This window comes from Mesorhizobium sp. M2E.F.Ca.ET.209.01.1.1, from assembly GCF_004010375.2.
Lineage (GTDB): Bacteria > Pseudomonadota > Alphaproteobacteria > Rhizobiales > Rhizobiaceae > Mesorhizobium.
The window spans coordinates 46437-70767 of record NZ_SADP02000016.1; the positions used below are offsets into that span (position 1 = coordinate 46437).

A 24331-nucleotide genomic window follows, 5' to 3' on the forward strand; every position below is an offset into this window, starting at 1 on the left:
TCACACCGTCCCTAGCCAGGTCTTTATCAGAACTGCCGCTTCCGTTCGGTTTCGAACCCCCAATTCCCGCATGATTGCCGCAGCATGGATCTTCGTCGTAGCCTCGGCGATGTCGAGATCTCGCGCTATCTCTTTGTTGGAATATCCTTCCGCCATCAGCCTTAATACATCCTTTTGCCGGGATGTGAGCCTTTCGAGAGCGCCGGCACCGGCGCCGCTGCCGTGCCGGATCTCGAGCACCTGATCGTGTGCTCCCAAATGTCGGGACAGGAGCGCCGGCACGTAGATGCGGCCTGCCAGGATTTCCTTGACCGCCAGCACGACCTCGTCATCACTTTGGGATTTCACGATATAGCCGTGCAGCCCCACATTGAGAGCGGTCAGGATTTCGGATCGGGAATCGTTCCCCGAAATAATCGCAAACCGCGTATCCGGGTAGGCCGTTAGGACATCGCCCAGCACTTCCTGAGTGAAAAGCCCCGGCATGTTCAGGTCGAGCATCGCCAGGCTGACGCCTTCGTGTTCGGCAAGAAGACCAACCACGGCATCGAAGCACGCGGCCTCAAATATCTCAACGTCCTCAATGCCAGCAGTCAGCGCCGACCGTAAGCCACGCCTGTAGAGACCGTGATCATCGGCGATGACAATCCTGTACATGTACCCCAACGCACACACTTTCGGCCCGGGGACCAGGGCACGCGTCCAGAACGTTTTGCCTATAGGATTGATTCTGTGACGATGCGGGACCTGTCCGCCAAACCGGAACCCAATAGAAATGCGCCTCTTCCGGTTGAAAAGGTTACTCTGCGTTTACCATGATGCAAAGTCGGACCTTGGTCCCTACCCATGGCGGGGCTGCGCCTGGCACACACTGTAACACCGCCTGCCAGCTCATTGGCGCGGAGCTGAGCGCGCCATTCGAACGCACGACGACAGGCCTGCAGGCTGAGCGTATCTCTCGCTCAATTCGTAGCAAGTCCGGCAGATCGCGTGGCAGGAGCCGCACGATGGAGTGTCTGGACGTTGAGCTTGATTGTTGGCCTGTGTCGGCCGTGTGCGCAGGGAGTGAGTGTCCTATGAAAGCGGTTATCCAATGCGGTGGAATGGGGATGCGTCTGCGCCCATTCACCTCGGTTCTGCCAAAGCCTCTGATGCCTATCGGTGCCCGGCCGGTCCTTGAATTGCTGCTTAAGTGGTTGCGGCGCAACGGCATCGAAAACGTCTACGTGACAACCGGCTACCTGGGTCATCTGATCCGCAGCGTCTGTGGCGACGGTTCGCAGTGGAACCTCAAAATACGCTATACTCAGGAAATGGAGCCGCTCGGGACGATCGGGCCACTCTCCCTGATCAGGGATGAACTGGATGAACCGTTTCTGGTCCTCAACGGCGATGTGCTTACCGATCTGAGCCTCAGCCGTTTCGTGACGGCGCATCGGGCGCACAAGGATCTGGTGACGATCGCGACGGCGGCGCGCGTTACCAAAATGGACTTTGGTGTTATCGACGAGGTCAATAACACGGTCCAGGTGTTTCGCGAAAAGCCGGCGCTCACGCATCTGGTGAGCATGGGAATCTACTGCATGAATCCGGCGGTTCTGCAGTTCATTCCATCGGGCATCCCCTTCGGCTTCGACGATCTCATGCTGCAAATGCTCCAGGATGGGCAGGTCGTGCATGTCTACAAGCACGAGGGGCTTTGGCTGGACATTGGCCGCGTCGAAGACTTCCAGAAGGCGCAGACGATTTCCTGGGAGGAGCAGTCAGCTTCGATAGAGGTCGCCGCGGCCGCAGCCTGAGCCGATCGAGAGTTCACCGGGAGGTTGGGATGCTCTTGGTTAGTGCTCCCTTGTTGGGTGTGCCGGAAAAGGCCGCTTTGTCGAAAGTAATCGACAGCGGCTGGCTGACGATGGGCGAACGCGTCAGGGCATTCGAAGAAGCGTTCGCCGCAATGCACGGCGCCGACGATTGTGTCGCCGTCAGTTCCTGCACCGCAGCCCTCCACCTTATTCTCCATGGACTTGGGATCGGACCCGGCGACGAGGTTCTGGTGCCTTCGTTGACATTCGTGGCGACCGTGAACGCAGTCTTGTACGTCGGCGCCAAGCCGGTCTTCGTCGATATAGAGTCCGATGACGTGCCTCTGATGTCGGTCGAAGATGCGGAGGCAAGCTGCACCTCCCACACCAGGGCTGTAATCCTGGTCCATTTCGCTGGCTATCTCGCAAACAAGCTGGAGTGGCAGACATTCGCAAGCACGCGAGGGCTCTACATTATCGAGGACGCCGCGCATGCTCCTGGCCTGAAGGAGGTCGGGACCTTCGGTGCGGGGGCGGCGTTCAGCTTCTACGGCAATAAGAACATGACCACCGCAGAAGGTGGCGTGGTCATCACGCGTGACCCCGACCTGCGGGAGAAGATTCGCCAGGCGCGAGGCCACGGCATGACCACTGGCACGCGGCAGAGACTGAACAGCCGCACGCCGCAATATGACGTGACCATGTTGGGCTTCAACTATCGCATGGATGAAATGCGGGCAGCCATCGGCTTGGTTCAGCTTCGGAATTTGCAGGAATGGAATGAGGTTAGGCGTGTCCTTGTCACATTGTATCGACGCCTCATCGCCATGCGCTGTCCGGCCGTTTCCATGCCATTTGCCGAACCGCGCCGCTCTGCCTATCACATCATGCCGATCCTGTTGCCCCGCTACGTCAGCAGGCAAGAGGTCATCGATGAGCTGCGGGCGCAGGGCATACAGACGACAATTCACTATCCGCCTGTGCATCAAATGACGTTCTACCGGGAGCTTTTCCCCGGAGTTCACCTGCCGCGCACCGAGGACTTCGCCGATCGTGAACTGACCATTCCGCTGCATCCGCAGATAACATCTCCCGTGGCGGAAGCGGTCGTGGACGCCCTGGCATCGGCGCTCAACAGCTGCGCCCGGGCAGGGACAGCAGCATGAACGCCTTCGACATGCCCATCGGCCGGCTTGCAATGCACTGCGTAAGCCATGGACGTGGCCGGCGCGCCCTCGACGTGATTGCCGCGTCTCTTGGTCTTATCGTCCTGTCACCGTTGATGCTGCTCATTGCAGTGGCGCTGCTGATGGAAGGCGGCCGCCCGGTGCTTTTTGTCCAGCCGCGCATCGGCGCCGGCGGTCGGCTTTTCCGGATGTACAAGTTCCGAAAATTCTACCCGCGCTGCGATGCGGGAGGTCTTGCGCTGACCCTTGCCAATGATCAGCGCATGACGATGGTGGGCAGGTTTCTGGCTTTCAGCAAAATGGATGAACTGCCGCAGTTGTGGAACGTCCTGAAAGGCGAAATGGCCCTGGTCGGCCCGCGTCCGGAAAGTCTGTCTTTCGCCGACTGTTTCAGGGACGGTTACGAAGCTGTCCTGCAATACAAGCCAGGCTTGTTTGGTCCTGCTCAGATCATGTTTCGCCACGAGGCTCATCTCTATCCTCGAGATGTCGAGCCAACAGTCTTCTACAAGGAGGTTCTGTTTCCGGCAAAGGCGAGGATCGATCTTTCATATTATGCCCGCCGGACAATCCTCTCGGACACGGCGCTCATCATTCGAGGTGTTTTCATCGTTCTCGGCATGGCGGTGGACCGTTCGAACGGCGCTTGAGCCGTTCAATTGGTCGTTCGCAGCATTCGCCGGGTTAGGGCCAAGGAGTGCGAGGACTGTCAGGACATGACCTACAAGAGAAAGAGGGTATTGGTCACCGGGGCTGATGGCTTCATAGGCTCGCATCTAACTGAAGCGCTGGTGCGCGGCGGGGCCGATGTGACCGCCTTGGCTCTCTACAATTCGTTCGACAGCCACGGGTGGCTGGATGACCTGCCGGACGAGATCCGGAGCCAACTGAAGCTGGTCCGCGGCGACGTGCGCGACAGTGCCTTCCTGAACCGGATCGTGCGCGGGCAGGCGGTCGTGTTTCATCTCGCAGCGTTGATTGCCATACCTTACTCTTACGCGGCCGCGCAGTCCTATGTGGAGACCAATGTCCTGGGCACCGTGAATGTGCTCGAAGCCGCCCGCCAGTGGGACACCGAGCGCATAGTGCATACTTCGACCAGCGAGGTGTACGGCACCGCGTTGACAATGCCGATCAGCGAATCCCATCCGCTGCAGGGGCAGTCGCCATACTCAGCTTCCAAGATCGGAGCCGACATGATGGCGGAGTCCTACGCCCGGTCGTTCGATGTTCCGGTCGTGGTGCTTCGTCCATTCAACACATTCGGACCACGGCAAAGTGAACGGGCGATTGTTCCGACCCTCATCAGGCAGGCCATTGACCCTAAATGCCAGGCCATCATGGTCGGGGATACCAGTCCGGTTCGCGACCTTACCTTTGTCGAGGACACGGCCGCGGCGTTTCTCAGCGCAGGCTCCGCCGAACTCGAATTCGGCCATGCCTATAATGCCGGAAGCCAGCGTGCCGTGACCATATCCGACGTGCTGGACCTTGTGCTGGAGTTGAGCGGTTCAAACAAGCCGGTCCATCGTGACGAGAGCCGGCTGCGCCCGCAAAATTCCGAGGTCCGGGCACTGCTGGCGGATTCATCCCGGCTTGAGAGCGCAACGGGATGGAGGGCGCAAACGGACTTGCGCGAAGGCCTGAGACGGACCATCGCGTGGTGGCGCGCGCGGCTGAGCGAAGGGCGGGTCCGTCATGAGATGGGCTACATGACATGAGGTCTGCAACGATTTCCGCTGCATTGCTACTGTTTTGCGTTGCCGCGCTGCTTGGCCTGCGGACGGCCGGCGGTCATGGAAGCAACGACGCCATCGGCTTCGTAGCGCCCGCGGCGATGGATTTGCCGGACTATCTTCGTCCCGCCACGGACCCCGCATTCGGCACGAGCATCGTTCGCATCACGAAGCCCGGTCCTCTCGGAAATGGGGTCGTTTGCGGTCCCAAGTATTGCAGCCACCGCTATTCGAGCGCTCAAGCCTGGAATGCGGATCAGACATTGCTCCTGCTCGACAATGGCTGCAACGGAATGTGCTTTCTCGACGGGCACACCTACGAGGCCCTGTTTTGGCGCAAACGCGGGGGCGAGTGCGAGTGGCATCCCAGAAATGCCGAATTGATGATCTGCGTTCAGGACCGCGCGGTCTCGACCTGGGCGCCCCGGACCAATCACGAAGACATTCTTTTCACCTCGCCCGATTATCTCGATCTGCAATTCGGTCCATCGAAGGGCAATCCCAGCCGGGACGGGAGCCGCATCGCGGTCCGCGCGGTCCGCAAGGACGGCGTCGACGTCGTCTTTGCCTTTGACCTTGACCGGCGATCGAAATTCCCGGACATCGACCTTTCCCGAGTTCCTGGAACGGCCAGCTCCTGCACGATCTCACCGCTCGGAACCTATATTCTGTGCTTTCAAAACCTGTTGGATGGCACGGAGCAGAGGGCCATCTTCACGGTCGACGGCACCCTGCATCAGAGATGGACCGATCATCATCGGCCAGGTCATGGCGATCTGACGGTCGACGCCGACGGCGGCGAAGTCTATGTCGGGATAAGCAAATCCAACCCGGACAAATTCCAGGTTATCAAGCGCAGGCTGTCGGACGGCAAGGCGACCTCCCTGACCGCATATGGCCAGGCGGAGCATGCGTCGGCGCGCGCCGTGGCCAGGGGGGACTGGGTTTTCCTGAGCTATGGCGGTGACCCGCAAGAGGTATCGGCCAATCCTGGCTGGGCTCCCTACGCGCGCGAGGTTATCGCCGTTCGAATCGACGGCAGCGGCGCCATCCGCCGTATCGTGCAGACGCGGAACCCTCCTTCCGACTACTGGAGCGAGACGCATGCCTCGCCGTCTCCGGATGGCTCCCAGGTTATCTGGTCGAGCAACTGGGGCGTGCCGGGCGGCCCGGTATATGAGTTCGTCGCCCGCCTCGATTGGAGCGAACGCCAAAACCTCAAGGAGGTTATTGCCAATGACCAACCTTAGCCAGTTCTCCTTTGCGCTTCTTGCAGTCTGTGCCACGGCGTCCATGGCGAGGGCGGCCGAGACATCGGCCTACCGAATTTCGCCAGGCGACACGGTCGAGATCGGAATAACTTCCATTCCCGACCGGACGCAGCGTGCCGTTGTCCAGATGGATGGCACAATCGTGCTGCCCGAAGCCGGCGCGGTATCGGTCGGCGGACTGACGCCACCCGAATTGCAGAGCCGTATGCAAACGATCCTGCCGACCAAGATCTTCCACATCCGCATGCCCGATGGCCGCGAACAGATGGCGGTCGTAAGGCCGACCGACGTGACGGCGATCATCGCAGAGTATCGCCCGATCTATGTGACCGGCGATGTGCTCACCCCAGGACAGCAGGCCTACCGTCCGCTGATGACCGTGCGCCAGGCGATCGCCGTGGCCGGCGGGTTCAGCCTCTTGCGGGCGCGAACCAACCAGGCGGGTCCGGATCCGACGGACCTGCGACGCGATTACGAGATGATCTGGGGAGAATACACCAGGGACTACTTTCACAGCGCGCGTCTGCGGGCCGAGCTAGACAAGCAGGAGAGCTTCGACACGCAGCCTCCGCAGGGATCGCCGCTTTCGCCATCGCTCGCGGCGGGCATAGCGAAGGCTGAAGCGGAAGCCCTCAAGCTCTCCCTGGACAATTTTCAGCAAGAGCAGAGCTTCGTCGAAAAGGGCGCCAAGGATGCCGCGGCGCAGATCGAGACGCTGATAAAGCGCGCGCAGGATGAAGCGGATGCAGTTAAGGCCGATGAAGAGGATCTGGAGCAGGTCACCAAGGCGTTCAAGGCTGGAAATTTGACGAACAACAGGCTCGCCGATGTCCGGCGCGCCGTCCTGCTTTCCTCCAGCCGGGCGCTGGAAACATCGGTCGAGCTGATGAGAACGAAGCGCCAGCAGGAAGACTTTGCCAGACAGCTCGAGCGCAACGAGAACCAAAGGCGCATCGGTCTGCTGAACGAATTGCGGGACACCGAGGTTCGCCTTGCCGACATCGGCACCAGGCTTCGCGCCGCGAGCCAGAAGTTGCAGCCTGTGGGTGCGACCGCCGCGCCTCTGTCGATTGCCGGCGAAACAGTTCGAGCCCAGATGACGATCGTTCGCAACGTCGATGGGCAGTGGCGCAAGCAGGCCGCCGACGAGGACGCCGAGGTGGCGCCGGGAGATACGATCGAGGTCAGGTTCAGCAACGAGTTGGAGAGCGCGGCGGCACAATAGCGCTGGCGCGCTGCACCATTCGGCGAGCGCCGGATCCGGTTGTGGAGGCAAGTCTTGAGCCAGGACATCGATGTTGCGGACGCCTATAGCAGAGGCTGCGCGGTCTTCATGGGAATGGAGATGCTTGTCGCGTCCGGTGCGCTTGTTCCAAGGCCTGAGACAGAGCTGCTAGGCTCGACCGCCGTCGACGTGTTGCATCAGATGAATCTGCCAGCGCCGCGCGTGATCGACATGTGCTGCGGGGCGGGCAATCTTGCTTGTGCCATCGCTCACCAGGTTCCGACGGCGCGGGTCTGGGCAAGCGATCTTACCGACGGATGTGTCGCGGTGGCGCGCCGGAATGTCGTCCACCATGGGCTGGCCGAGCGGGTGTCGGTTCACCAGGGCGATCTGTTCGAAGCTCTTTCCACTCTGGTGCCCCAGATCTCGATCGACGTTGTCGTTTGCAATCCGCCTTACATCTCGGAGAAACGGCTTGAGGGTGATCGCTCTCATCTGGTCGCTCTTGAGCCGCGCGAGGCTTTTGCGGCTGGGCCTTACGGCATCGCCATCCACATGCGCGTGGTGAAAGATGCCCTGCGGTATCTGCGACCCGGCGGCGCCCTCCTGTTCGAGGTTGGCCTCGGCCAGGACCGCCAGGTCGCAAGCCTGCTGGAGCGCAGCAGAGGCTACGAGAATATCCGCGCCGTCACCAACCGCGCCGGCGAGGCGCGTGTCGTGCTGGGGTACACCAAGCCGCAGCCCTGAGCGACTGGCCTGGTCGGCTCATCCCCTCTTGCGAGCGATGAACTGCGCTATGCCCTGGATGGAATCGAGGTTCTCCGGGAGGAGCTCACTGTCTTCCACAGTGACGCCAAAGGTCTCTTCGATGAAGCCGATGATTTCGAGCACGCCGGTGGAATCGACGATCCCCTGATCGAGCAGCGATTCCGTAGCGCTCAGTGATTTCGCGTCGGCGATGTAGAAGTTCGAAGCCAGGAAATCGCGAATTTGTTTGGTATAAATGTCGCCTGCGGGCTTCGTTGCTAAAATCGTGTCCATAATCCACCCTCCGATAAAAACTGAATACGGTCCGCGCCGTTCAAAAGGCCCTACGAAAGAGCCACCTTCTTGAGTTTCCCGGTGTCCGTCCTCGGCAGGCTGGGCACGATGACGATTGACTTCGGGACCATGAAATTCTCCAGCTGCCTCTGGCATTCCATCTGAAGCTGCCGTTCGCCGACGATGCGGCCTTGCTCGATCACGACGAAAGCCTTCACGGCCTGGCCGAGAAGCTCGTCAGGCACGCCGACCACGGCAGCCTCCTTGACGCCCGGGATGTTCACCAGCACGTTTTCGACTTCCTTGGGCGCAACCTTCTCGCCCCGCGATTTTATGATCTCGTCGCTGCGGCCGATGAAATAGAGGTAGCCCTCCTCATCCATCCGGCAGTAGTCGCCGGTGTAGAGCACCTGCTCGCCCGGCAAGGGGCCGGGCTTGAGCTTCCTGGCGGTCGCTTCCGGTTTGCCCCAGTAACCCTTCATCACCGTCGCGCCACGGATGACAAGCTGGCCGACAGTCCCGGGCTCGACCCGTTGGTCGTTATCGTCGACGATCCACATCTCGGTGTTCGGGATCGCGATCCCGACGCTCAGCGGTTTTCGTCCGAGATCCTCCGGCGGCAGATAGGTGCAGCGCTTGCACTCGGTGAGCCCGTACATCGAATAGATTCGGGCGCCCTCAAACAGGTCTCTGAGCATGGCGATATGCTTGAGCGGCAGGGCGGCCGCCGTGTTGGTGACATAGCGGATGCTCGAAAAATCGTGATCCTTCAGCGACTTGAGCTCCGCCAGCGAGGCGAAGATGGTAGGCACGCCGGGAAAACCCGTGATCTTCTCGTCCTTGATAATCTGAAGGATCTGCGCCGGAAAGGCAAAGGAGCGTTCGAGAACCAGCCGGGCGCCGGTGCGGAATGCCATCAGCATCTGGTAGAGGCCGTAGTCGAAGGCGAGGGGCAGGACGTTGAGAATGACCTCGTCTTCGCCAAGTTCCAGGTATGAGGCTATCGAGGTGCACGCCGTCGTCATGTTTCGGTGGGTCAGCATCACGCCTTTCGGCTCGCCCGTGGATCCTGACGTGTAGATGATGGCCGCGAGATCGATGTCGATTGATTTGCGTTCCGGCGCGGCCGGCGTTCTTTCGGCGGCCGTCTCCCAACGTATCGCGTAGGGCAGTCGGCTGAGCTCGTTGTCCTCGATCGGCCCCGACACGATCACCTTCTGCAACGAACCGCAGTTGTGCGCAGGCTCACTGAAAACCGACCGCAGGTGCTGGTCGGTGATCAGCGCCGCTGGCCGGCAATCATTCAGCAGGTAATTGAGCTTGTCGCTTTTGGTGAGCGGATTGACGATGCATACGACAGCGTTTGCCTTCAACACCGCCCAGAAGCTGACAACCGTCTCCATAGTGTTGTCGGCGAAGATCATCACACGATCGCCGCGCTGGACGCCGGCCGTCACCAGGCACCGCGCGATACCATTCGAACGCTCGTCGATTTCGGCATAGGTGAAGCGTTGCCTATTGCAGACCAGCGCCACCTTATCGCCAAGCCGACCGGTGGAGTGAATCAGATAGTCATGCAGGAGCGGTATGGCACCGTGGATCATGCTGGAACCCTTTCCCGATGCTCGTAGTCGATGTCGACCCTGAGATCCGGGTTCGTCACGTCGGCCGGACAGGCCGCGACAAACTGCTGATGCAGAAGTTGCGTCGACAGCACGCCCACCAAAGCCATGTTGTCGGAGTTCGACATGTCGCCATCGCCGGTTTTCGCTTGGCATTTCGCTGCCAAGCGAGACACCGACTGGGGGTCGAAGACGCCGGCTGCCCGCACTGCCGTCTCCGACAATGCGTCGCGAATGTAGGCCGGCGCGCCGTCGGCAAAGAAACTCAGCGCATTCGGCGCCCGGTAGGGCTGCTTCTTCCGGGCGACAACCTGCGGCGGCAGGATAGGCGCCGCGACGCGCTTCAGCACGTGTTTCTCGTCGAGGCCGCGCAGCTTGTAAGCGTCCGGGAGCGCATTCGCCAACGCCACGACATTATCATCCAGGAAAGGGAAACGGCCCTCGATGGAATGAGCCATCAGCATTCTGTCGCCTTGCGAGGAGAGCAGATAGCCGGACATCAGGGTTCGGATCTCGATGTACTGATCCTGGGCGAGGGGGCTCCAGCGTGGAAATTCGGCCGGCAGCGTCGAGATCAGTTCGCCCACCGCATCGCGGCATTCCGAGGCAGCCCGCATATCGGGGCATAACAAGCGCTTGATGGCAGCGGTCGTGCGCCAGCGCGTGTCATGCGCAAATGCGGGCGCGGCGTGAGCCTCGATATTGCGGCCGAAGAACTGCCGGGCCAGTGCCTGCTGATGGACCGGTGAGCGTGACAGATATGGGTAGAGCCGCTCGAGCAAGCGGGCGCGCCTAATCGATGCTGGCTGGCGCCCCCAGAAGCGGCGCACCTTGCCTTCACGGAACAGATCGTAGCCGGCGAACATCTCGTCGGCGCCTTCGCCGGTCAGCACGACCTTGATGCCGCGTTCCCGCACGAGCCTTGACAGCAGGAAGAGTGGCGCCGGCGCGGTTCTGAGGATTGGCCGCTCGGTGTGGCGGATCACCTCGGGAAAGACCGCGGCTATATCGCCGCGGGAAACAACTATTTCGTGGTGCTCGCTGCCCGCCGCGTCTGCGACGAGCCGCTGGAATTCGGTCTCGTCATATTCGGCATCCGCAAAACGTAGCGAGAAGGTTTGGAAACGCTCGCCGGCGAAGCGCCTTCCGAGCGTCGCGACAAGGGAACTGTCGAGCCCACCTGATAGATAGCAGCCAACCGGCACGTCGGCCTGCACGATTCGCAAGGCCGTGGCGCCTTCCAGCATCAGCCGCACTTCCTCTACCGCCTCGTCCCGGGAGCCGCCAAACCGGTCATGTTCCTGATCACGGGTTTCCGGAAAGCGCGGTTGCCAGAATGGATGTTCTCGCGCCGCGCCTTTCTCGTAGAGGCGCACGTGCCCGGGGGGGAGTTCCCGGATGCCCTGGAACACGTTCTGCGGAGCAACAGCCGTCCACATCGTGAAGGTCTGATCGAGGCCGGCCGGATCGAACGCGCGTGGGATCGCAATGTCAGCGGCGAAAATCGCTTTGACTTCGCTCGCAAAGAACAGGCGGTCGCCATGCTCGCAAAAATGCAGCGGGCAAATGCCGTAGCGATCGCGCGACAGCACCAGCCGGCCAGCAGCCGGGTCCCAGATCGCCAGTGCCCATTGGCCGTTCATACGCTCGAAGGCTGCTTGGCCCCACTCCCGATAGGCGTGCAGGACGACTTCGGTATCGCTGCGGGTGCGGAACCGATGGCCGAGGGCGAACAGCCTGTCGCGCAGTTCAAGATAGTTGAAAATCTCGCCGTTGAAGACTATCCAAGCCGGACCATCAACGTCGGCAAGGGGCTGCTGCCCGTGCTGAAGATCGACGACCGACAAGCGGGCATGCGCCAGCCCGGCTCGTCTGTCGCGGTAGAGCCCCTTTTCGTCAGGACCGCGATGCGCAAGCGCGCCAGCCATGCGCAACAATGCCTCGCGCGAAGGCGGTTCGGCGGTGGCGTTCAGCGCCAGTATTCCGGCGATCCCGCACATCGGCCTCAGTCCACATCCATCGGCACGGACGGCAAGGGCCGGGAGTGCAGATAGCGTGCTGCCCGGCGCTTCGCTGCGATGTCCTTGAAGACCTTCTCAACCTGGCCGCCGGTTAGGCCCGCAGCGGCTGCGACCTCGTCGGCGCATAGCCCATGATTGACGCCATAGAGGCACAGATCCGTCAGGTGGTAAGGCAGCGCGAAGTAGAATTCCTCCTGGCTTTGGGCAAGGGAAAATGTGTCGGTGGTCGGCGGCCTGCGGCGGATTTCCTCGTCCACCCCGAGATATTCAGCCAGCTGGTAGACCTGCGTTTTGTAGAGGTGCACGATCGGCATGACATCGGCGATGCCGTCGCCTTGCTTGACGAAGAAACCCTGGTCGTATTCGAGCCGGTTCGGCGTTCCGGCAACGGCGTAGCCGAGGCGGTCCGCATGGTAATATTCGGTCATCTTGCGGATGCGCTGCTTGTAATTGGTCGCGGCGACGATCTGCAGATAGGCCGTCAAGGGCAGCCGAACCGTGGTGGTGTTGCCCTCCGGGTTCTGAACCGTCAGGCGGGTGATGTTGAGCCCTTGGCTCTCCAGCACCGAAGTTAGCACCAGCTTGCATTTCCATCCCTCGTCATAGTCAGGAACGACTGAGCGGATGGCCTCGATCTGACGGCGATAGGCGCCGATGGCATCCAGCGCGGGGGCGATGTCCTCGACCAGAGTGTCGATGCCGAGCTGGGCCGCGATGACGCGTCCGAGCCTCAGCGAGTCTCCCGACGAGTCGCGCTCCGGCATGAATACCCCCAGCACCTTGTCTTTGCCGAAGGCGCGCACGCATAAGGATGCGACGACGGAACTGTCGATGCCACCCGACAGCCCGACCACCACGCCGCGTCGCCGAAGCGTGACCAGAACCTGCTCGCGCGTCGATGAGACGATGCGGTCCGCCTCCGCGGCGGCGTCCAATGCCAGTGCTTCCTTGGTGAATCGCGAGATCACGCTGCTTGGCCCTCCAGTTGCAGAGATTCAGCTGGGGTATAGGTTTGCAGAACGGCCTTCTCGATCAGCGGGCGGTTGGTCGCGACGTGAGGTTCCACGACGAGATCGATGTGGCTGCCGACGATCGGGACCACCTGCAGGTCATCAAATACTTGATCCCAGCCGATGGCGCGGGACATGCCCGGGCGAGCGCAGCGAAAGAGGGTCCCTTGGATCGGAAGCGCGGTCTTGGGTTCCATCAGCCAGCGGAAAAATGCCTGCGCCCGCAATACTTCCTGCAATTCCAGCTTGATCCGGAAGCACGCCCCGTTGAACTGGCCTTCGGTGTAACGGTCGATGGCGCGCGCGAGACGGCTTTCGTAACCCAATCTGACCGCGATCTTCGCCAAGGCACGGCAGGCTACGCGATGGAACGAGATGCGGTTGGACCGCAGCCGGCGCACCGTACGGGTGACCGTGTCCCGCAGGCGGCTTCGCTCGCCCTCAAGGCTTGTGTCGAGGATGCCGACGAACTTGACCGACCGTCCGGCCTCCAGCAGACGAACCGCGACTTCCAAGGCGACCGCCCCGCCGAGCGAGTGGCCCAGCAGCCGCACATCGCCCGAGGGCTGCGCACGGTTGATCTGTTGGACTGCCGCGTCTGCCATGCTCGCCAGATCGCGTTGTCCCTTGAGGATCAATGCCAGGCCTGGATATCGAACCGGCACGACCTTTGCGGTCGCTCCCATCGCCGATGCGAAGGCGGCAAGGCTTGGGCCATAGCCGACTGATCCGGGAAACAGGAAAAGCAGCGGCGGATCATGCTCCGGGGCGGTATTGCCCGAAGAAGCTGCCTGCGCCGCGACGACCGCCCTCGCCATCTGATCCGCAGTCATCCCAACGGTGAAGCTCTCAAGCCCCAGTTCCTGTCCGATCAGCGTCTCGATCTCCATGACGCAATGCAGCAGCTTGAGCGAGTCCCCTCCGGCCTCGTCCCACCGTCCTGCGGCTGCTCGCGTGTTGAGAACCTTGCCCCAGGCCTTTTGCACCACCTGGCGCACTTTGAGGTCGCTCCCCGGACTTGGCGGATCGGCGACGGTGGTCGGCTTCCTGGCCAGGTGGTCCATCTTCCCGAGTTTCGCAAGGTCGACTTTTCCACCGCTCAGGCGGGGGATGTCGTCCACGCGATGAAGCCTTAGTGGCCGCAAGGGTGAGGGCAACGCGTCAGCGATCAACTGACGAAGGTCGTCGACGAAGTCTGGGCCGGCGGTATCATTTGGGACTGCGAATGCGATAAGTTCGGTTGCCTCCGTCACCACTGCCACGGCGTCCCGAACGAACGAAGCGGATCGCATGACTCTCTCGAGTTCGGCCGGCTCTATGCGTCGGCCATTGATCTTTATCTGCCGACCCTTTCGGCCGATAACCCTCAACAGGCCATCGCCGTCCAATTGCACGAGGTCGCCGGTAGCAAAAATCCGCTCGCCTGGATTGGCCGGGTCCGCTTCGGTGGGGACGACTGCGCCGTTTTCCCAATGCCCGAGGAGCACATATCGGCTTTTTACCGCGAGCTCTCCCGTTTCGCCGGGCAGGGCAGCACGTCCCTCCTCGTTCAGGATCGCAAATGAAATCCCCGGCAAAAGGCGGCCAACCGGCACATCGGGCTCCGTGTTCGACGGCTCCGGCGGCAGGAACCACTGTGATCCAGTCGTTTCCGTCGACGAATAGCCTATCTGGACGAGGCAATGCGGCGGGATGGCTTTGCGCAGAAGGGCGATGTCGGCCCAAAGCACTTTCTCACCCCCGACACGGGCAATTCTGAGCGAGCTGAACGTATCGGCAGCCACATCTGCCATCAGCGTTCGAAGCAAGGCGGGCACAAGATAGGTGACGGTCACGCCCTGGTCTTTCATCCTCGCGCGAACGCCGCGCAGGCCGATCGCTTCCAATTCAACGAGTTGCAGGGTGGCGCCGCTGAGGAGAGACGTCAGAATCTCTCGGCAGCCGGCTATCGTGGCTAGCCCCGTCAAGGGAAGAAAAACGTCGTCCGAATTGATATGACAGGCGTCGACATATTGTTGCACGCGCCACAGCAAGCTGCGCTGGCTGTTGACGATGCCCTTTGGGCGTCCCGTGCTACCCGAAGTATAAAGAATGATGGCCGGCTCATCGACAGAGGGCGGCGGAAGGGGCGACGCCAACATGTCCCGCTCGGCGGCCGAACTTACGCCCATGTCTATCCATTGGACGTCTTGGGCCAGATCAGCAGGACGATCTCCCATGCCCAGCATTGCCTGGAGCCTGGCCGCCGACACGATCTCCTTGACGCGAGGAGCGGGATCCCTCGCATTAAGCGGAATCGAAATCCGTCCGGCTGCCATCGTTGCGAGCATGGCAACGATGCCCCAGACGGAGGACGGTTGCCAGATTCCCACCGGCCTACCTTGGGCGACGGCGCTGGCAACCCGGCGGGAGAGAATCTCGACGGCGGCGCCGAGCGCCGAATAGGAGAGTTCGTCCGCGCCGTCATTGATGGCGATCTTGTGCGGATGTTGGCTTACGACGGTTTGCAGCCGCGGGCCGATCCCCATATCCACAAACCCGGCGGGCAACGGCAAATACGGCCGCAGAACGGGCCCGCCCCGGTCCAGAGCATAGTCGCGCACCTCTGCCCACCTGGGCGGCCCCGGCGGAAGAGGAGCCCCATCAAGATCCTGGTCCGCTGCTTGTGGCTTCATATATGCCGGGAGCATGGCTTGCCTGAGCTAGAGATGAGGTTCGGTTATGGCTCCGCTCAAGAGATGATTCATCGATCATTCTGATGATGCTTCCGGGGACAAAGAGAGGCGAGGGTGGATATGGGTGCGAATCGGGTCACAGCTTAACGCTAGGGATATGCCGTGACATCAAATAGGCCTGTTCTTGTCACCGGCGCAGCGGGTTTCATCGGCTTTCATCTATGCCGAAGATTGCTTTGCGACGGCTGGCAAGTTGTCGGTTCCGATTCCATGAGTGAATACTACGATGTCAACCTGAAGCGGGCCCGGCTCGATCAGTTGGAAGAATTTCCACATTTCCGGTTCGAGCACGTCGATCTCGCCGATCGTGACCGCGTTTCGGCACTATTTGCCTCGGTTGGTCCGGAAATCGTTGTCAATCTCGCAGCCCAGGCCGGCGTTCGTCATTCGCTCACCAATCCCCACGCCTACGGCGAAAGCAATCTGAGCGGATTCCTCAATGTTCTGGAAGGATGCCGCCACGCCTCAGTTGGCCACCTGGTCTATGCGTCCTCGAGCTCGATCTATGGCGGCAGCACGCGAATGCCGTTCTCCGTTCACGATTCCGCCGACCATCCGCTCAGTCTCTACGCCGCCAGCAAGAAGGCCAACGAATTGATGGCCCATGCCTACAGCCATCTTCTCCGGCTGCCCACGACTGGTTTGCGGTTCTTCACGGTCTACGGACCATGGGGCCGCCCGGACATGGCCCTGTTCATCTTCACCAAGGCCATACTCGCAGGCGAGCCGATCGACGTCTTCAACCACGGCAGCATGCAGCGAGACTTCACCTATGTCGACGACGTCATCGAGGGCCTGATCCGCATCATGCAACTGCCTGCGACGCCCGACAAGAACTGGAGCAGCGCCGCGCCTGACCCCGCCACCAGCAATGCGCCGTTCAGGATCCACAACATAGGCGGCAGTTCGCCGGTTGAGCTGAACCATTTGATCGAACTACTGGAAGACGCGCTGGGCAAAAAAGCGAAACGCAACTCCATGCCGCTCCAGCCGGGTGACGTGCCCGCGACCTGCGCCGATGTCAGCTCACTTGAGCAAGCGACTGGCTTCAGGCCGAGAATTCCGATCGAGATCGGAATCCGGCGTTTCGTGGAATGGTATCGGGATTTTTATCGAGCCTGATCCGGACTGCTCCCGTATCCCGCCGCAGTCGCAGTTGGCGACACCGACCGAAGATACGCCTTCGCAAACATCCAACGTGGCAAGATCATACGGAACGATACGGGAAGGCTTGAGTTTTTGGTCCACAAAAAGGCCAGTGAAATCAATCGCTTTAATATGTCCTCCGGGCCCACCATTATCGTTATTCGCCAATGAGTTATAAAGCAGTTCGCCAAAGTTGAGTTGAGAAGCTGATGCAGCCACTCGCAAACGGCATTTATCTTCTGCGGAACGGCAGCTTCGCGCCCCGGTTCCAGCCATTCAGAGGTCGTCGTGCGCAGCCTTCAGTTCAGTCGGTATTACCCTTCGGCGGCCAACATCGTCAGCCGTTCAGGCAGCCAGCGTTTTGCCGGATGGTTGGTGGTCCGGTCGTGCCAGACACTCGCGATAGCAAAGCTAGGGATGGTGAGTGGGGGTTCCACCACCTGCACCTGATCCGACCAACCATCGGCGATCCGCCGTGGGATCAAAGCGATCATGTCGGACCGCGACACGACCTCTGGCACGATCAGAAAGCCCGACGTGGACAGGGCTACTGTGCGGCGGCGGCAGACGGCCTCAAGTGCTGCATCGGCAGGCCCTGAGAACCCGCCGCCCTTGGGAGACACGACAACGTGCTCCAAAGCGCAGAACACATCTAGGCTGAGACGGCCTTGCACGGCCGGGTGTCCCTGCCGGGCGATCACCGCGTAATCCTCACGAAAGAGCTGGCGTTGACGCATGGCTGCCGGTGCATGGTCCGGAGATGCCAGGACCAGGTCAACCTCGCCGCGCTCCAACTGAGAGGAGAGCGCCAGCACGTCGAGGGCAAGGCTGGTCGGCGGGGGTCGGGATTGATGACCTCAAGCGACTCGCCGCTTATTGGCGGGACAGCTACGACTGGCGTGCGGTCGAACGGCGCCTCAACGCGCTGCCCAACTTCACGGCCGACGTGGAAGGCGAGCACCTCCACTTCGTTCACGTGAAAGGCGACGGCTCCAAGCCGCCCGTCCTGCTTCTCCACGGCTGGCCGGGCTCGTATCTCGATTTCGAGCGGCTGTTGGAGCCGCTCGCAGCGGACGGGCACGATGTTGTCGTCCCCTCGCTTCCTGGCTTCGCGTTCTCCAACCCGATCACGCGCCCGATCGGCCCGCGGCAGGCTGCTGCGCTCGTGCATGGGCTGATGATCCAACTGTTCGGCGACGCGCGGTATTTCATTCAAGGGGGCAATTGGGGCCACGGCATCGCAGCCTGGGCAGCGCATGATCGACCGGACGCTCTGCTCGGCATCCATATTAACATGATGACCGTGCGTGCGGAGGACGCCGCTCCGACGACCGGCGAGGAGAAGTCCTTCGCCGCCAAGTGGGCCGCGATTGCCGATCAGGAGAGCGCCTACGAGCAGGAAACCCGTCCGCAGACGCTCGGCGTCGCGATGGCTGACAGCCCGGTCGGAGCGGCGGGCTGGATACTCGAAAAGTTCGGCAAGTGGGCCGATCTTCCGACAACCGCCAATGGCGACCCCGACATCTGGACCAAGTTTTCCGAGGAGGAACTCCTCACCAACATCATGCTCTACATCGCGCCGGCATCGTTCGTGACGGCAACCTGGATCTACTGCGGCAGCCGGCTTGAGGAGTCGCGGATGCTTCCGGCCGGCACCCGCATCCAGGTGCCGACCGGCGTTGCGGCCTTCCCCGATCCGGTGTTCTTGCCGCCGCCGCGCTCGTTCGCGGAAAAGACCTACAACATCGTGCATTGGACCGACATGCCGCGGGGCGGCCATTTCGCCGCGCTGGAAGAGCCCGAACTGATGCTGGCCGACCTGCGCGCCTTTATCGCGACGGTGTCGGGAGCGCGCTCCCGATTTGGTGATCGCCACACCCGATCCCGCGATGCCGCATCTACGTGCATGTCATCTTTACGACGAAACATATGTCCTCATCGGCAGGCAAGGCCACCCGGATCTGAAGCCCGGTCTGACGATCGAGAACTATGTCAGGCTGGAACATATCGTCGTCTCACGGCGAGGCGGCAATTTCGAGACACCAGTTGACGACGCCTTGGGAGTTCTCGGTTATCGGCGCAATGTCGTCATGTCAGCGGGCTCGTTCTTGTTCATTCCCGAAATTGTTTCCAGCAGCGATCTTGTCGCTCTCGTACCCAGGCGGCTGTTTCGTGCCCAATCGGAAAGGCTGATGATCATCGATCTGCCCTGGCTGAGCGAGCGGTTCGATATCGGCTTGATCTGGCACGAGCGTTGTCACGGCCATGCCGGGCAGCGCTGGGTTCGCGAATTGATCGGAAAGCTGATGGTCGAGGGCGAAGACGACGCGCCGCGCGCCTAGACTAATCGGGCAGCGACAGGTTTCCGCAATCGCCGAGGCTATCGAGTTCGCCGCTGCTTCACAACCTGGGCCGGTCCGAAGAACGCCCGCACTAGCTCGGCTCCTCGGAAAATCGGGTTGTTGAGCTGAGCCAACGAACCCGGTCCTCAGTTTCTCAGCGCGGCCCTAGACCGCGAGAAGGGGCCAGAGCGCGTCGACCTAATGGTCCAGGTTAGGCTGCCCGGTGGCTGGATCGCCTCCGCTCGCCGCGAGCGCAAGCCCCCCGCCGCAGGATGTGTCTGGCGGCGTTGCCGCTCCCGTCGAGGAGGGGGTTGAGGTAGGAAAGGGCCTACGAGACTTCTTCCAACGGTCGGACGGGTAGTAAGTTCTAGTTGTAACGAGCGGCTGAACAAGCGTCCGCTTCCGGGAAGCGCAATGAGCGCGCTCAGTTTCGTCTTCCGAGCCTTCCTGGCGCGGTCAGCTCTGTGAACGAACGACTGCTTCGCACATCGGGCCGCCCAAAACCTGCCCGTCCGTAACCGGCCCCAAATCGGACATTGTGCCATCGGAGGTTTGAAATCTAAGACGCGCCCGACCCCGCGCTCGGGCACCGGCTCGGGCGATGCGGGGCTACGGTCATCTGCCATTCGGCTATGGTCATTTGGGTTTGTTCCGGGCAAAAAAATTCGGGAAACTTGCGCGCGTAAAAACCTCGGGCAGGCGCCGGTCTAGGCGGGCGGCGCCCGTGACTTTCCGCCCGCCCCCCGAGTGTTGCGCCACTTCGACTCCCGGCGCTGCTCGATCGCATGGGCATGCCGGCATGGTCGAGAACAGAAGGCTATCGGCCGTCCCTTCGAGCGCGACCTGCAGGCCGCGAACGGCTTGCCCCAAATGCCTGCAAGGCTCGGGCGGACTGCAAACAATTCGCTCGGTGCGGGTCAAAAATGGTTCGTTTTCGCCGGTTTCGCGGACATTGCGGTCAGACAAGCAATTGATTTTGTTTGCATTATTGTCTGACACTGCTATCCAATTGGAGGCTGGAAGGTCCTGAAATTCGGCCGCGCTGGAAAAAAATCTCCGAATGAGGGGGACGCGGGTCCCGGCCGACGGTTCCTGGCGACTTTCTCCCCCCCTCTCGCGCACGCGCTCTCTCTCAATTCGTTTTGAAGGGGTCGTTCTAAAGGGGTCGTTCTTAGCTGCCGGTTTTGGGCGGGCAGGGGGTGCCGGCTCTAGGTGGGCAGGGGGTGCCGATAGACCGGCAGGGGGTGCCGGTATATCGGCAGGGTGCTCCGCGTCCTCGAATATCACATGATAAAGGTGCGCGCCATCGCGGCCATTGTCTGCTTCCTGCACGTAGCATTCGACGTACCCGGCCCAGACCAGACGATTTATTGCGCGAAAGATCGTCGACCGTGAGCAACCAATCTCCTTAGCCATTTTGACCTGGCTACGCGAACACCAGCCGGCGCGGTCGACGTGGCGGCCGAGTAGACATAAAATTCGAAGGTCACTTCCCTTCAGCGACCTGTCCGTTGCCGCGCGAAACGGAATGATCGAAAGCCGGGCTTTTGTTATCTGCCGGTTGGGAAAACGCGAAAATTCACTAGCGTTTTCAATGGCGGGTTTTTCGTGGTTGGGAAAACTAACGTCTTGCTTTTGTTTGGACGTGGCACGCCTGCCGGGATCGCCATTAACGCCACGGGCTATTCCGTCTCGAAAAATTCCTGCATGTTCGGCGGCAAATCAGCCCGTTTGGGGCGTATCGCACCGGGTATGTCGAATGAATCTTGAGGAAGTCTGGCGCATCCGCGAGGACGACATCTACCCAGCCCTCTTCGGTGGAGACTGCCGAGGCATTTTTGTACTGCCGCTTGAACTGTTCCAGCAGAGGTTTGGCATTTCGGATGTCGACCCCAGATGGCTCTTCTATGGCGTGTTCGAGCATGGGCCGACGCCGCAGCGGCCTTACTGGCTCTATGTGACGTCCGGCCACTCGAATCCGTGGAAGCAAGAAGAAGGCGCCTACGATCCTGAAGGCGAATCCGGAGCAGGGGTGGAATTCATCCTGGCTTCTACGGAGCAGGGCGATTGGGCAATCCGATGCCTGCAGAATTTGCTGGCCTTCGACCTTCTCCTCGGCGCGGGCCATTTCGGTGATCGCGGGCCTTTGGGCGAGGGTGACAGAATCCCCTTACGCTCACCGATAAATGGCGTCGAAGGTTGCGAGGTCCGAAACGTGGTCGTCGTACGCACTCCGTTGCTTCCACCCGATTTCACCTTGCCGTCGGGCCGGGTCGAGTTTTTCACTTTTGTTGGAATGACCGACAAGGAATTGGATTTCGCCAAGGCAAATGGCAACGAGGCACTCATCACGCGGCTCGGCTCGTCCGGCTGCTTTCCGGTGACCCACCCGCAGCGGCGGTCCGTCGTTTAGCGTTCACGCGGATTTAAACCCCCGCCAATAACCCCATCACAAACTCCACGAACGCCCGCACCTTGGCGGTGCGGTATTGCCGCGAGGGATAGATCGCGTGGAGGGGGAAGAACTCGTCCGACCAGTCCGGAAACAGGTCGATCAGTTGCCCGTCGCGCACCTGCTCGCGCGTGGCGAATTCCAGAACCTGTGCGATGCCGGCGCCTGCAAGGCAGGCGTTGAGCATGGTCGGCGCGTCGGAGGTCATCAGCCTGGTCTGGACGCTGACCGGCAGCGCCTCGTTGCCGCGGCGAAACTCCCACTCATAGGCGCGGCCATGCGCGGCGTCCCAGAAGTCGATGGCGTCGTGGTCGGGCAGGTCGGAAGGGTGCTGTGGCCGTCCCCGGCGCTCGATATAGGCGGGCGCCGCGACGGTGAGTATGCGCGTCTCGAACAGCTTGCGCGTGGTGAATGAGCCGGCCGGCGGATCGCCGAAGCGCAAGGCAAGATCGAACCCGTCCGCCACAAGGTCGCCCACCGCGTCGCGCATGATGAGCTCGAGGCGAAGCTCCGGATAGAGCGCCAGGAACCGGCCGGCATGCCCGGCCAGCACCAGTTGCGAGAAGAACGGGTCGACATTGACGCGCAGCCTGCCGCGAACCACCGAGCTGGCGCCGGTGGCCTCGACCGCCGCCTCCTCGATGCCGTCGAGGTGAGGGCCGACCCGTTCGTAAAAGCGCCGCCCTTCGTCCGTCAGGTGCATGGTGCGGGTCGTGCGGTCGAGCAGCCTGACACCGATGCGGGCTTCGAGCCGCTGGATGGCGCGGCCGACCCCCGAGGCGGTCATGCCGAGCGCGTCCGCTGCCCGCGCCATCGAGCCGGCTTCGACCACCGCCATCAGCACCGTCACGCCGGACAGCAATCTTCCGTCATAGGGCATGCGCCATTCCCAACTTCAAGTCCGGATTATGATGACATATCGGCGCTGGGATCAGCAAGCAAAGGGTGTGAAAAGACCGGCCAGAGACCGCTGGCCGCCCCACCCGCTGGCCGTGATGCCGGTCAGCACCACAAACGAAGGAAAGATCATGTTCGCAATTACCGCCATTACCGGCCGCGTCGGCGGCGTCCTTGCCGAGACACTGCTGGCATCGGGCCACAAGGTCCGGGCCGTTGTTCGCGACGAAGCCAAGGGCGCGCCGTGGCTGGTCAAAGGCTGCGAGGTCGCTGTCGCCGATCTCGGCGACCCCGGGCCGCTTGCCGCGGCGCTTTCGGGCGTCGAGGGCGCGTTCATCCTGTTGCCGCCGGTCTATGATGCCGAACCCGATTTCCCGGAGGTGCTGCCGAAGATCGCCGTCGTCCGCGAGGCCCTGCATAGGGCGCTGCCGCCCAAGGTGGTCGTGCTGTCGACGATCGGCGCGGATGCCGCCGAACCCAATCTGCTCAATGTGCTGCGCCTGCTGGAAGAGGCGCTTGCGGACCTGCCCGTGGCCGTGACGTTCCTGCGCGCCGCCTGGTTCATGGAGAACGCCCAGTGGGACATCGCCTCGGCGCGCGACCGGGGCGTGATCGACAGCTACCTGCAGCCGCTCGATCGACCGGTCGCGATGATCTCGGCCGCGGATGTCGGCAGGACGGCCGCGGAACTCTTGCTTGAGGATTGGAGCGGCCACCGGGTGATCGAACTGGAAGCGCAACACAGGGTGTCGCCGAACCACATCGCCGCCGCCTTTGCAAAGGCGCTCGGCCGCGATGTCGAGGTGCGTATCGTCCCGCGCGAGCGCTGGGAGACGATCTTCCGCGAGCAGGGCATGCGCCATCCCGAAATGCGAATGCGCATGCTCGACGGCTTCAACGAAGGCTGGATCGACTTTCGCGATCCGAACGCCCAAAGGCGCAAGGGCTGCATCGGGATAGACGAGGCGATTGCGGAGCTCGTCGGCATGTCTCGCCATGCCTAATGACGGCCGGACTAAAGCGACCACCTGTCGCGCTGGCGCCACAGGTCCATCGGAGCCCGCCAAAGGCGATACCAGCCGGCTCTCCTTATCTGCTCGGCAATTGGCGCTTCGCCGTAAGCTCTGAAGAACTGCAGCACGCGGGGACTGGCGAAAGCCTTCTTTCCTCGCGTGTTGTAATCGCTGACGGGAAGGTGGTGCCGGCCGAGAGCCAGGCCGCCCTGGGAGAGCGCAACGCCGATGCAGAACTGCTCCGGCGCGTCCGTCTTGGTCAATTCCCGCACGGCCAGCATCGCGGAATATGCCTCGGTTAACGCACCGGCATTGGCCCGATGAACGCCGAGGATTCCGCTTTGCCACATCGGTTCATGGCCTGTCAGGGTATAGTGCCCGATCTTGACGCCCTTGCCCGAGAGAACCGGGTAGAGCCGATGCTGGCCCTCGCATTTGCGCATGAAGGAGCGGGTCGGAGAAATCTGCCGAAACCCCTTGGAAGGATCGGCATAAGGGTAATGGTCGGAGTCCATGAAAATGAGGCGGTCGGCTCGCTTCAGGATCTCGATCAGGCACGCGGCCTTGATGCCGAAATGATAGCGCCGGCCGAAAGACATCAGCTCCTTCTGGTCGGCGGTGATGGCCATCGTCTCGACGGGATATCGGCGAAAAAGCTCGGGCCTGTCGGTTGCGACGATTATTTTGGCGCCAGGGCAATTGTGCAGAAGCTTCAGCGCGCTGAGCAGCGCGCCAAGGTGATAGACCTCGTTATCGCCATACGCGATATAGCCAAAAACGTCGTTCATTCGATCGGTAGGGGAGAAGTGTCTGGGATCCTCCCCTATCAACACA

Annotated in this window: 21 protein-coding genes and 2 pseudogenes; 13 read left to right on the forward strand and 10 right to left on the reverse strand. The window is 61.5% G+C overall.

What is annotated here, in order from left to right:
• Positions 1-657, reverse strand: a complete 657-nt coding sequence (locus EN852_RS25685) for a response regulator transcription factor (protein ID WP_127878039.1) — start codon at positions 655-657, stop codon at positions 1-3.
• A gap of 419 nt (positions 658-1076) precedes the next feature.
• Between EN852_RS25685 and EN852_RS25690 the strand changes: the two genes are divergently transcribed.
• The 8 genes and pseudogenes from EN852_RS25690 (at position 1077) to EN852_RS25720 (ending at position 7965) form a co-directional block, all read left to right on the forward strand.
• A complete protein-coding gene (locus tag EN852_RS25690) occupies positions 1077-1799 on the forward strand; it encodes an NDP-sugar synthase (protein WP_127878041.1) in 723 nt (240 codons plus the stop codon).
• Between the two features lie 29 nt (positions 1800-1828).
• A complete protein-coding gene (locus EN852_RS25695; RefSeq protein WP_127878043.1) occupies positions 1829-2965 on the forward strand; it encodes a DegT/DnrJ/EryC1/StrS aminotransferase family protein in 1137 nt (378 codons plus the stop codon).
• Positions 2962-3636: a sugar transferase gene (locus EN852_RS25700; RefSeq protein ID WP_127878045.1), complete on the forward strand. Its 675-nt coding sequence runs from the start codon at positions 2962-2964 to the stop codon at positions 3634-3636. Before EN852_RS25695 ends, EN852_RS25700 begins: the two co-directional genes overlap by 4 nt.
• Before the next feature lie 66 nt (positions 3637-3702).
• A complete protein-coding gene (locus EN852_RS25705; protein ID WP_127878047.1) occupies positions 3703-4707 on the forward strand; it encodes an SDR family NAD(P)-dependent oxidoreductase in 1005 nt (334 codons plus the stop codon).
• Positions 4708-4823: 116 nt separating this feature from the next.
• Positions 4824-5972, forward strand: coding sequence for a hypothetical protein (locus EN852_RS25710; RefSeq protein ID WP_348643467.1), 1149 nt, complete (start codon positions 4824-4826; stop codon positions 5970-5972).
• Between the two features lie 43 nt (positions 5973-6015).
• A pseudogene (locus EN852_RS42510) lies at positions 6016-6207 on the forward strand (polysaccharide biosynthesis/export family protein); the annotation flags it as partial.
• 75 nt (positions 6208-6282) lie between these two features.
• Positions 6283-7218 (forward strand): sugar ABC transporter substrate-binding protein, encoded by a 936-nt coding sequence (locus EN852_RS25715; RefSeq protein WP_246693147.1) that lies wholly within the window; start codon positions 6283-6285, stop codon positions 7216-7218.
• 54 nt (positions 7219-7272) lie between these two features.
• On the forward strand, positions 7273-7965 hold the full coding sequence (locus EN852_RS25720; protein ID WP_127878051.1) for a class I SAM-dependent methyltransferase: 693 nt from the start codon (positions 7273-7275) through the stop codon (positions 7963-7965).
• An 18-nt stretch (positions 7966-7983) separates the two neighbouring features.
• On the opposite strand, the gene EN852_RS25725 is transcribed toward EN852_RS25720, so the two are convergent.
• From EN852_RS25725 to EN852_RS25745, 5 genes are read right to left on the reverse strand one after another with little or no spacing between them, the layout of a single operon-like run.
• Positions 7984-8259 carry an acyl carrier protein gene (locus tag EN852_RS25725; RefSeq protein ID WP_189401864.1) on the reverse strand — a complete coding sequence of 92 codons (276 nt, stop codon included), beginning with the start codon at positions 8257-8259 and terminating at the stop codon, positions 7984-7986.
• Between the two features lie 50 nt (positions 8260-8309).
• A complete protein-coding gene (locus EN852_RS25730) occupies positions 8310-9863 on the reverse strand; it encodes an AMP-binding protein (RefSeq protein ID WP_189401861.1) in 1554 nt (517 codons plus the stop codon).
• A complete protein-coding gene (asnB, locus tag EN852_RS25735) occupies positions 9860-11881 on the reverse strand; it encodes an asparagine synthase (glutamine-hydrolyzing) (RefSeq protein ID WP_127878053.1) in 2022 nt (673 codons plus the stop codon). The genes EN852_RS25730 and asnB overlap by 4 nt, the downstream gene beginning before the upstream one ends.
• 5 nt (positions 11882-11886) lie before the next feature.
• On the reverse strand, positions 11887-12870 hold the full coding sequence (nadE, locus tag EN852_RS25740) for an NAD(+) synthase (protein ID WP_127878055.1): 984 nt from the start codon (positions 12868-12870) through the stop codon (positions 11887-11889).
• Positions 12867-15515 carry an AMP-binding protein gene (locus EN852_RS25745; RefSeq protein ID WP_348640434.1) on the reverse strand — a complete coding sequence of 883 codons (2649 nt, stop codon included), beginning with the start codon at positions 15513-15515 and terminating at the stop codon, positions 12867-12869. The genes nadE and EN852_RS25745 overlap by 4 nt, the downstream gene beginning before the upstream one ends.
• A 234-nt stretch (positions 15516-15749) precedes the next feature.
• On the opposite strand from EN852_RS25745, the gene EN852_RS25750 reads away from it, so the two are divergent.
• On the forward strand, positions 15750-16769 hold the full coding sequence (locus EN852_RS25750) for an NAD-dependent epimerase (protein ID WP_127878059.1): 1020 nt from the start codon (positions 15750-15752) through the stop codon (positions 16767-16769).
• Positions 16770-17107: 338 nt separating this feature from the next.
• On the opposite strand, the gene EN852_RS25755 is transcribed toward EN852_RS25750, so the two are convergent.
• Entirely contained in the window at positions 17108-17608 is a 501-nt protein-coding gene (locus EN852_RS25755; RefSeq protein WP_246694396.1) for a LysR substrate-binding domain-containing protein, read from the reverse strand.
• On the opposite strand from EN852_RS25755, the pseudogene EN852_RS42515 reads away from it, so the two are divergent.
• Positions 17554-18072: pseudogene (locus EN852_RS42515) on the forward strand (epoxide hydrolase); the annotation flags it as partial. The gene EN852_RS25755 and the pseudogene EN852_RS42515 sit on opposite strands and share 55 nt — an antisense overlap.
• 610 nt (positions 18073-18682) lie before the next feature.
• The gene (locus tag EN852_RS25765) at positions 18683-19135 is read left to right on the forward strand and encodes a LysR substrate-binding domain-containing protein (protein ID WP_246694397.1); all 453 of its coding nucleotides are present in this window, start codon (positions 18683-18685) and stop codon (positions 19133-19135) included.
• 636 nt (positions 19136-19771) lie between these two features.
• Here EN852_RS25765 and EN852_RS25770 read toward each other — a convergent pair.
• The gene (locus EN852_RS25770; protein ID WP_348643472.1) at positions 19772-20836 is read right to left on the reverse strand and encodes a helix-turn-helix domain-containing protein; all 1065 of its coding nucleotides are present in this window, start codon (positions 20834-20836) and stop codon (positions 19772-19774) included.
• Between the two features lie 58 nt (positions 20837-20894).
• Between EN852_RS25770 and EN852_RS25775 the strand changes: the two genes are divergently transcribed.
• Positions 20895-21548 (forward strand): suppressor of fused domain protein, encoded by a 654-nt coding sequence (locus tag EN852_RS25775; RefSeq protein ID WP_189546170.1) that lies wholly within the window; start codon positions 20895-20897, stop codon positions 21546-21548.
• Positions 21549-21561: 13 nt separating this feature from the next.
• Here the strand turns inward: EN852_RS25775 and EN852_RS25780 are convergent, their stop codons facing one another.
• Complete coding sequence (locus EN852_RS25780) at positions 21562-22467, reverse strand: LysR family transcriptional regulator (RefSeq protein ID WP_127878065.1); 906 nt, start codon at positions 22465-22467, stop codon at positions 21562-21564.
• Between the two features lie 148 nt (positions 22468-22615).
• On the opposite strand from EN852_RS25780, the gene EN852_RS25785 reads away from it, so the two are divergent.
• Positions 22616-23488: an NmrA family NAD(P)-binding protein gene (locus EN852_RS25785; RefSeq protein ID WP_127878067.1), complete on the forward strand. Its 873-nt coding sequence runs from the start codon at positions 22616-22618 to the stop codon at positions 23486-23488.
• An 11-nt stretch (positions 23489-23499) separates the two neighbouring features.
• Here the strand turns inward: EN852_RS25785 and EN852_RS25790 are convergent, their stop codons facing one another.
• On the reverse strand, positions 23500-24285 hold the full coding sequence (locus EN852_RS25790) for a hypothetical protein (RefSeq protein ID WP_127878069.1): 786 nt from the start codon (positions 24283-24285) through the stop codon (positions 23500-23502).
• Positions 24286-24331 lie beyond the last annotated feature (46 nt).

Bases quoted from the DNA above. Each gene is read 5' to 3' on its own strand.
- EN852_RS25685 (WP_127878039.1), bottom strand. From the start codon at position 657: ATGTACAGGATTGTCATCGCCGATGATCACGGTCTCTACAGGCGTGGC.
- EN852_RS25690 (WP_127878041.1), top strand. From the start codon at position 1,077: ATGAAAGCGGTTATCCAATGCGGTGGAATGGGGATGCGTCTGCGCCCA.
- EN852_RS25695 (WP_127878043.1), top strand. From the start codon at position 1,829: ATGCTCTTGGTTAGTGCTCCCTTGTTGGGTGTGCCGGAAAAGGCCGCT.
- EN852_RS25700 (WP_127878045.1), top strand. From the start codon at position 2,962: ATGAACGCCTTCGACATGCCCATCGGCCGGCTTGCAATGCACTGCGTA.
- EN852_RS25705 (WP_127878047.1), top strand. From the start codon at position 3,703: ATGACCTACAAGAGAAAGAGGGTATTGGTCACCGGGGCTGATGGCTTC.
- EN852_RS25710 (WP_348643467.1), top strand. From the start codon at position 4,824: ATGGATTTGCCGGACTATCTTCGTCCCGCCACGGACCCCGCATTCGGC.
- EN852_RS25725 (WP_189401864.1), bottom strand. From the start codon at position 8,259: ATGGACACGATTTTAGCAACGAAGCCCGCAGGCGACATTTATACCAAA.
- EN852_RS25730 (WP_189401861.1), bottom strand. From the start codon at position 9,863: ATGATCCACGGTGCCATACCGCTCCTGCATGACTATCTGATTCACTCC.
- asnB (WP_127878053.1), bottom strand. From the start codon at position 11,881: ATGTGCGGGATCGCCGGAATACTGGCGCTGAACGCCACCGCCGAACCG.
- EN852_RS25765 (WP_246694397.1), top strand. From the start codon at position 18,683: ATGCCGCATCTACGTGCATGTCATCTTTACGACGAAACATATGTCCTC.
- EN852_RS25775 (WP_189546170.1), top strand. From the start codon at position 20,895: ATGAATCTTGAGGAAGTCTGGCGCATCCGCGAGGACGACATCTACCCA.
- EN852_RS25780 (WP_127878065.1), bottom strand. From the start codon at position 22,467: ATGCCCTATGACGGAAGATTGCTGTCCGGCGTGACGGTGCTGATGGCG.
- EN852_RS25785 (WP_127878067.1), top strand. From the start codon at position 22,616: ATGTTCGCAATTACCGCCATTACCGGCCGCGTCGGCGGCGTCCTTGCC.
- EN852_RS25790 (WP_127878069.1), bottom strand. From the start codon at position 24,285: ATGAACGACGTTTTTGGCTATATCGCGTATGGCGATAACGAGGTCTAT.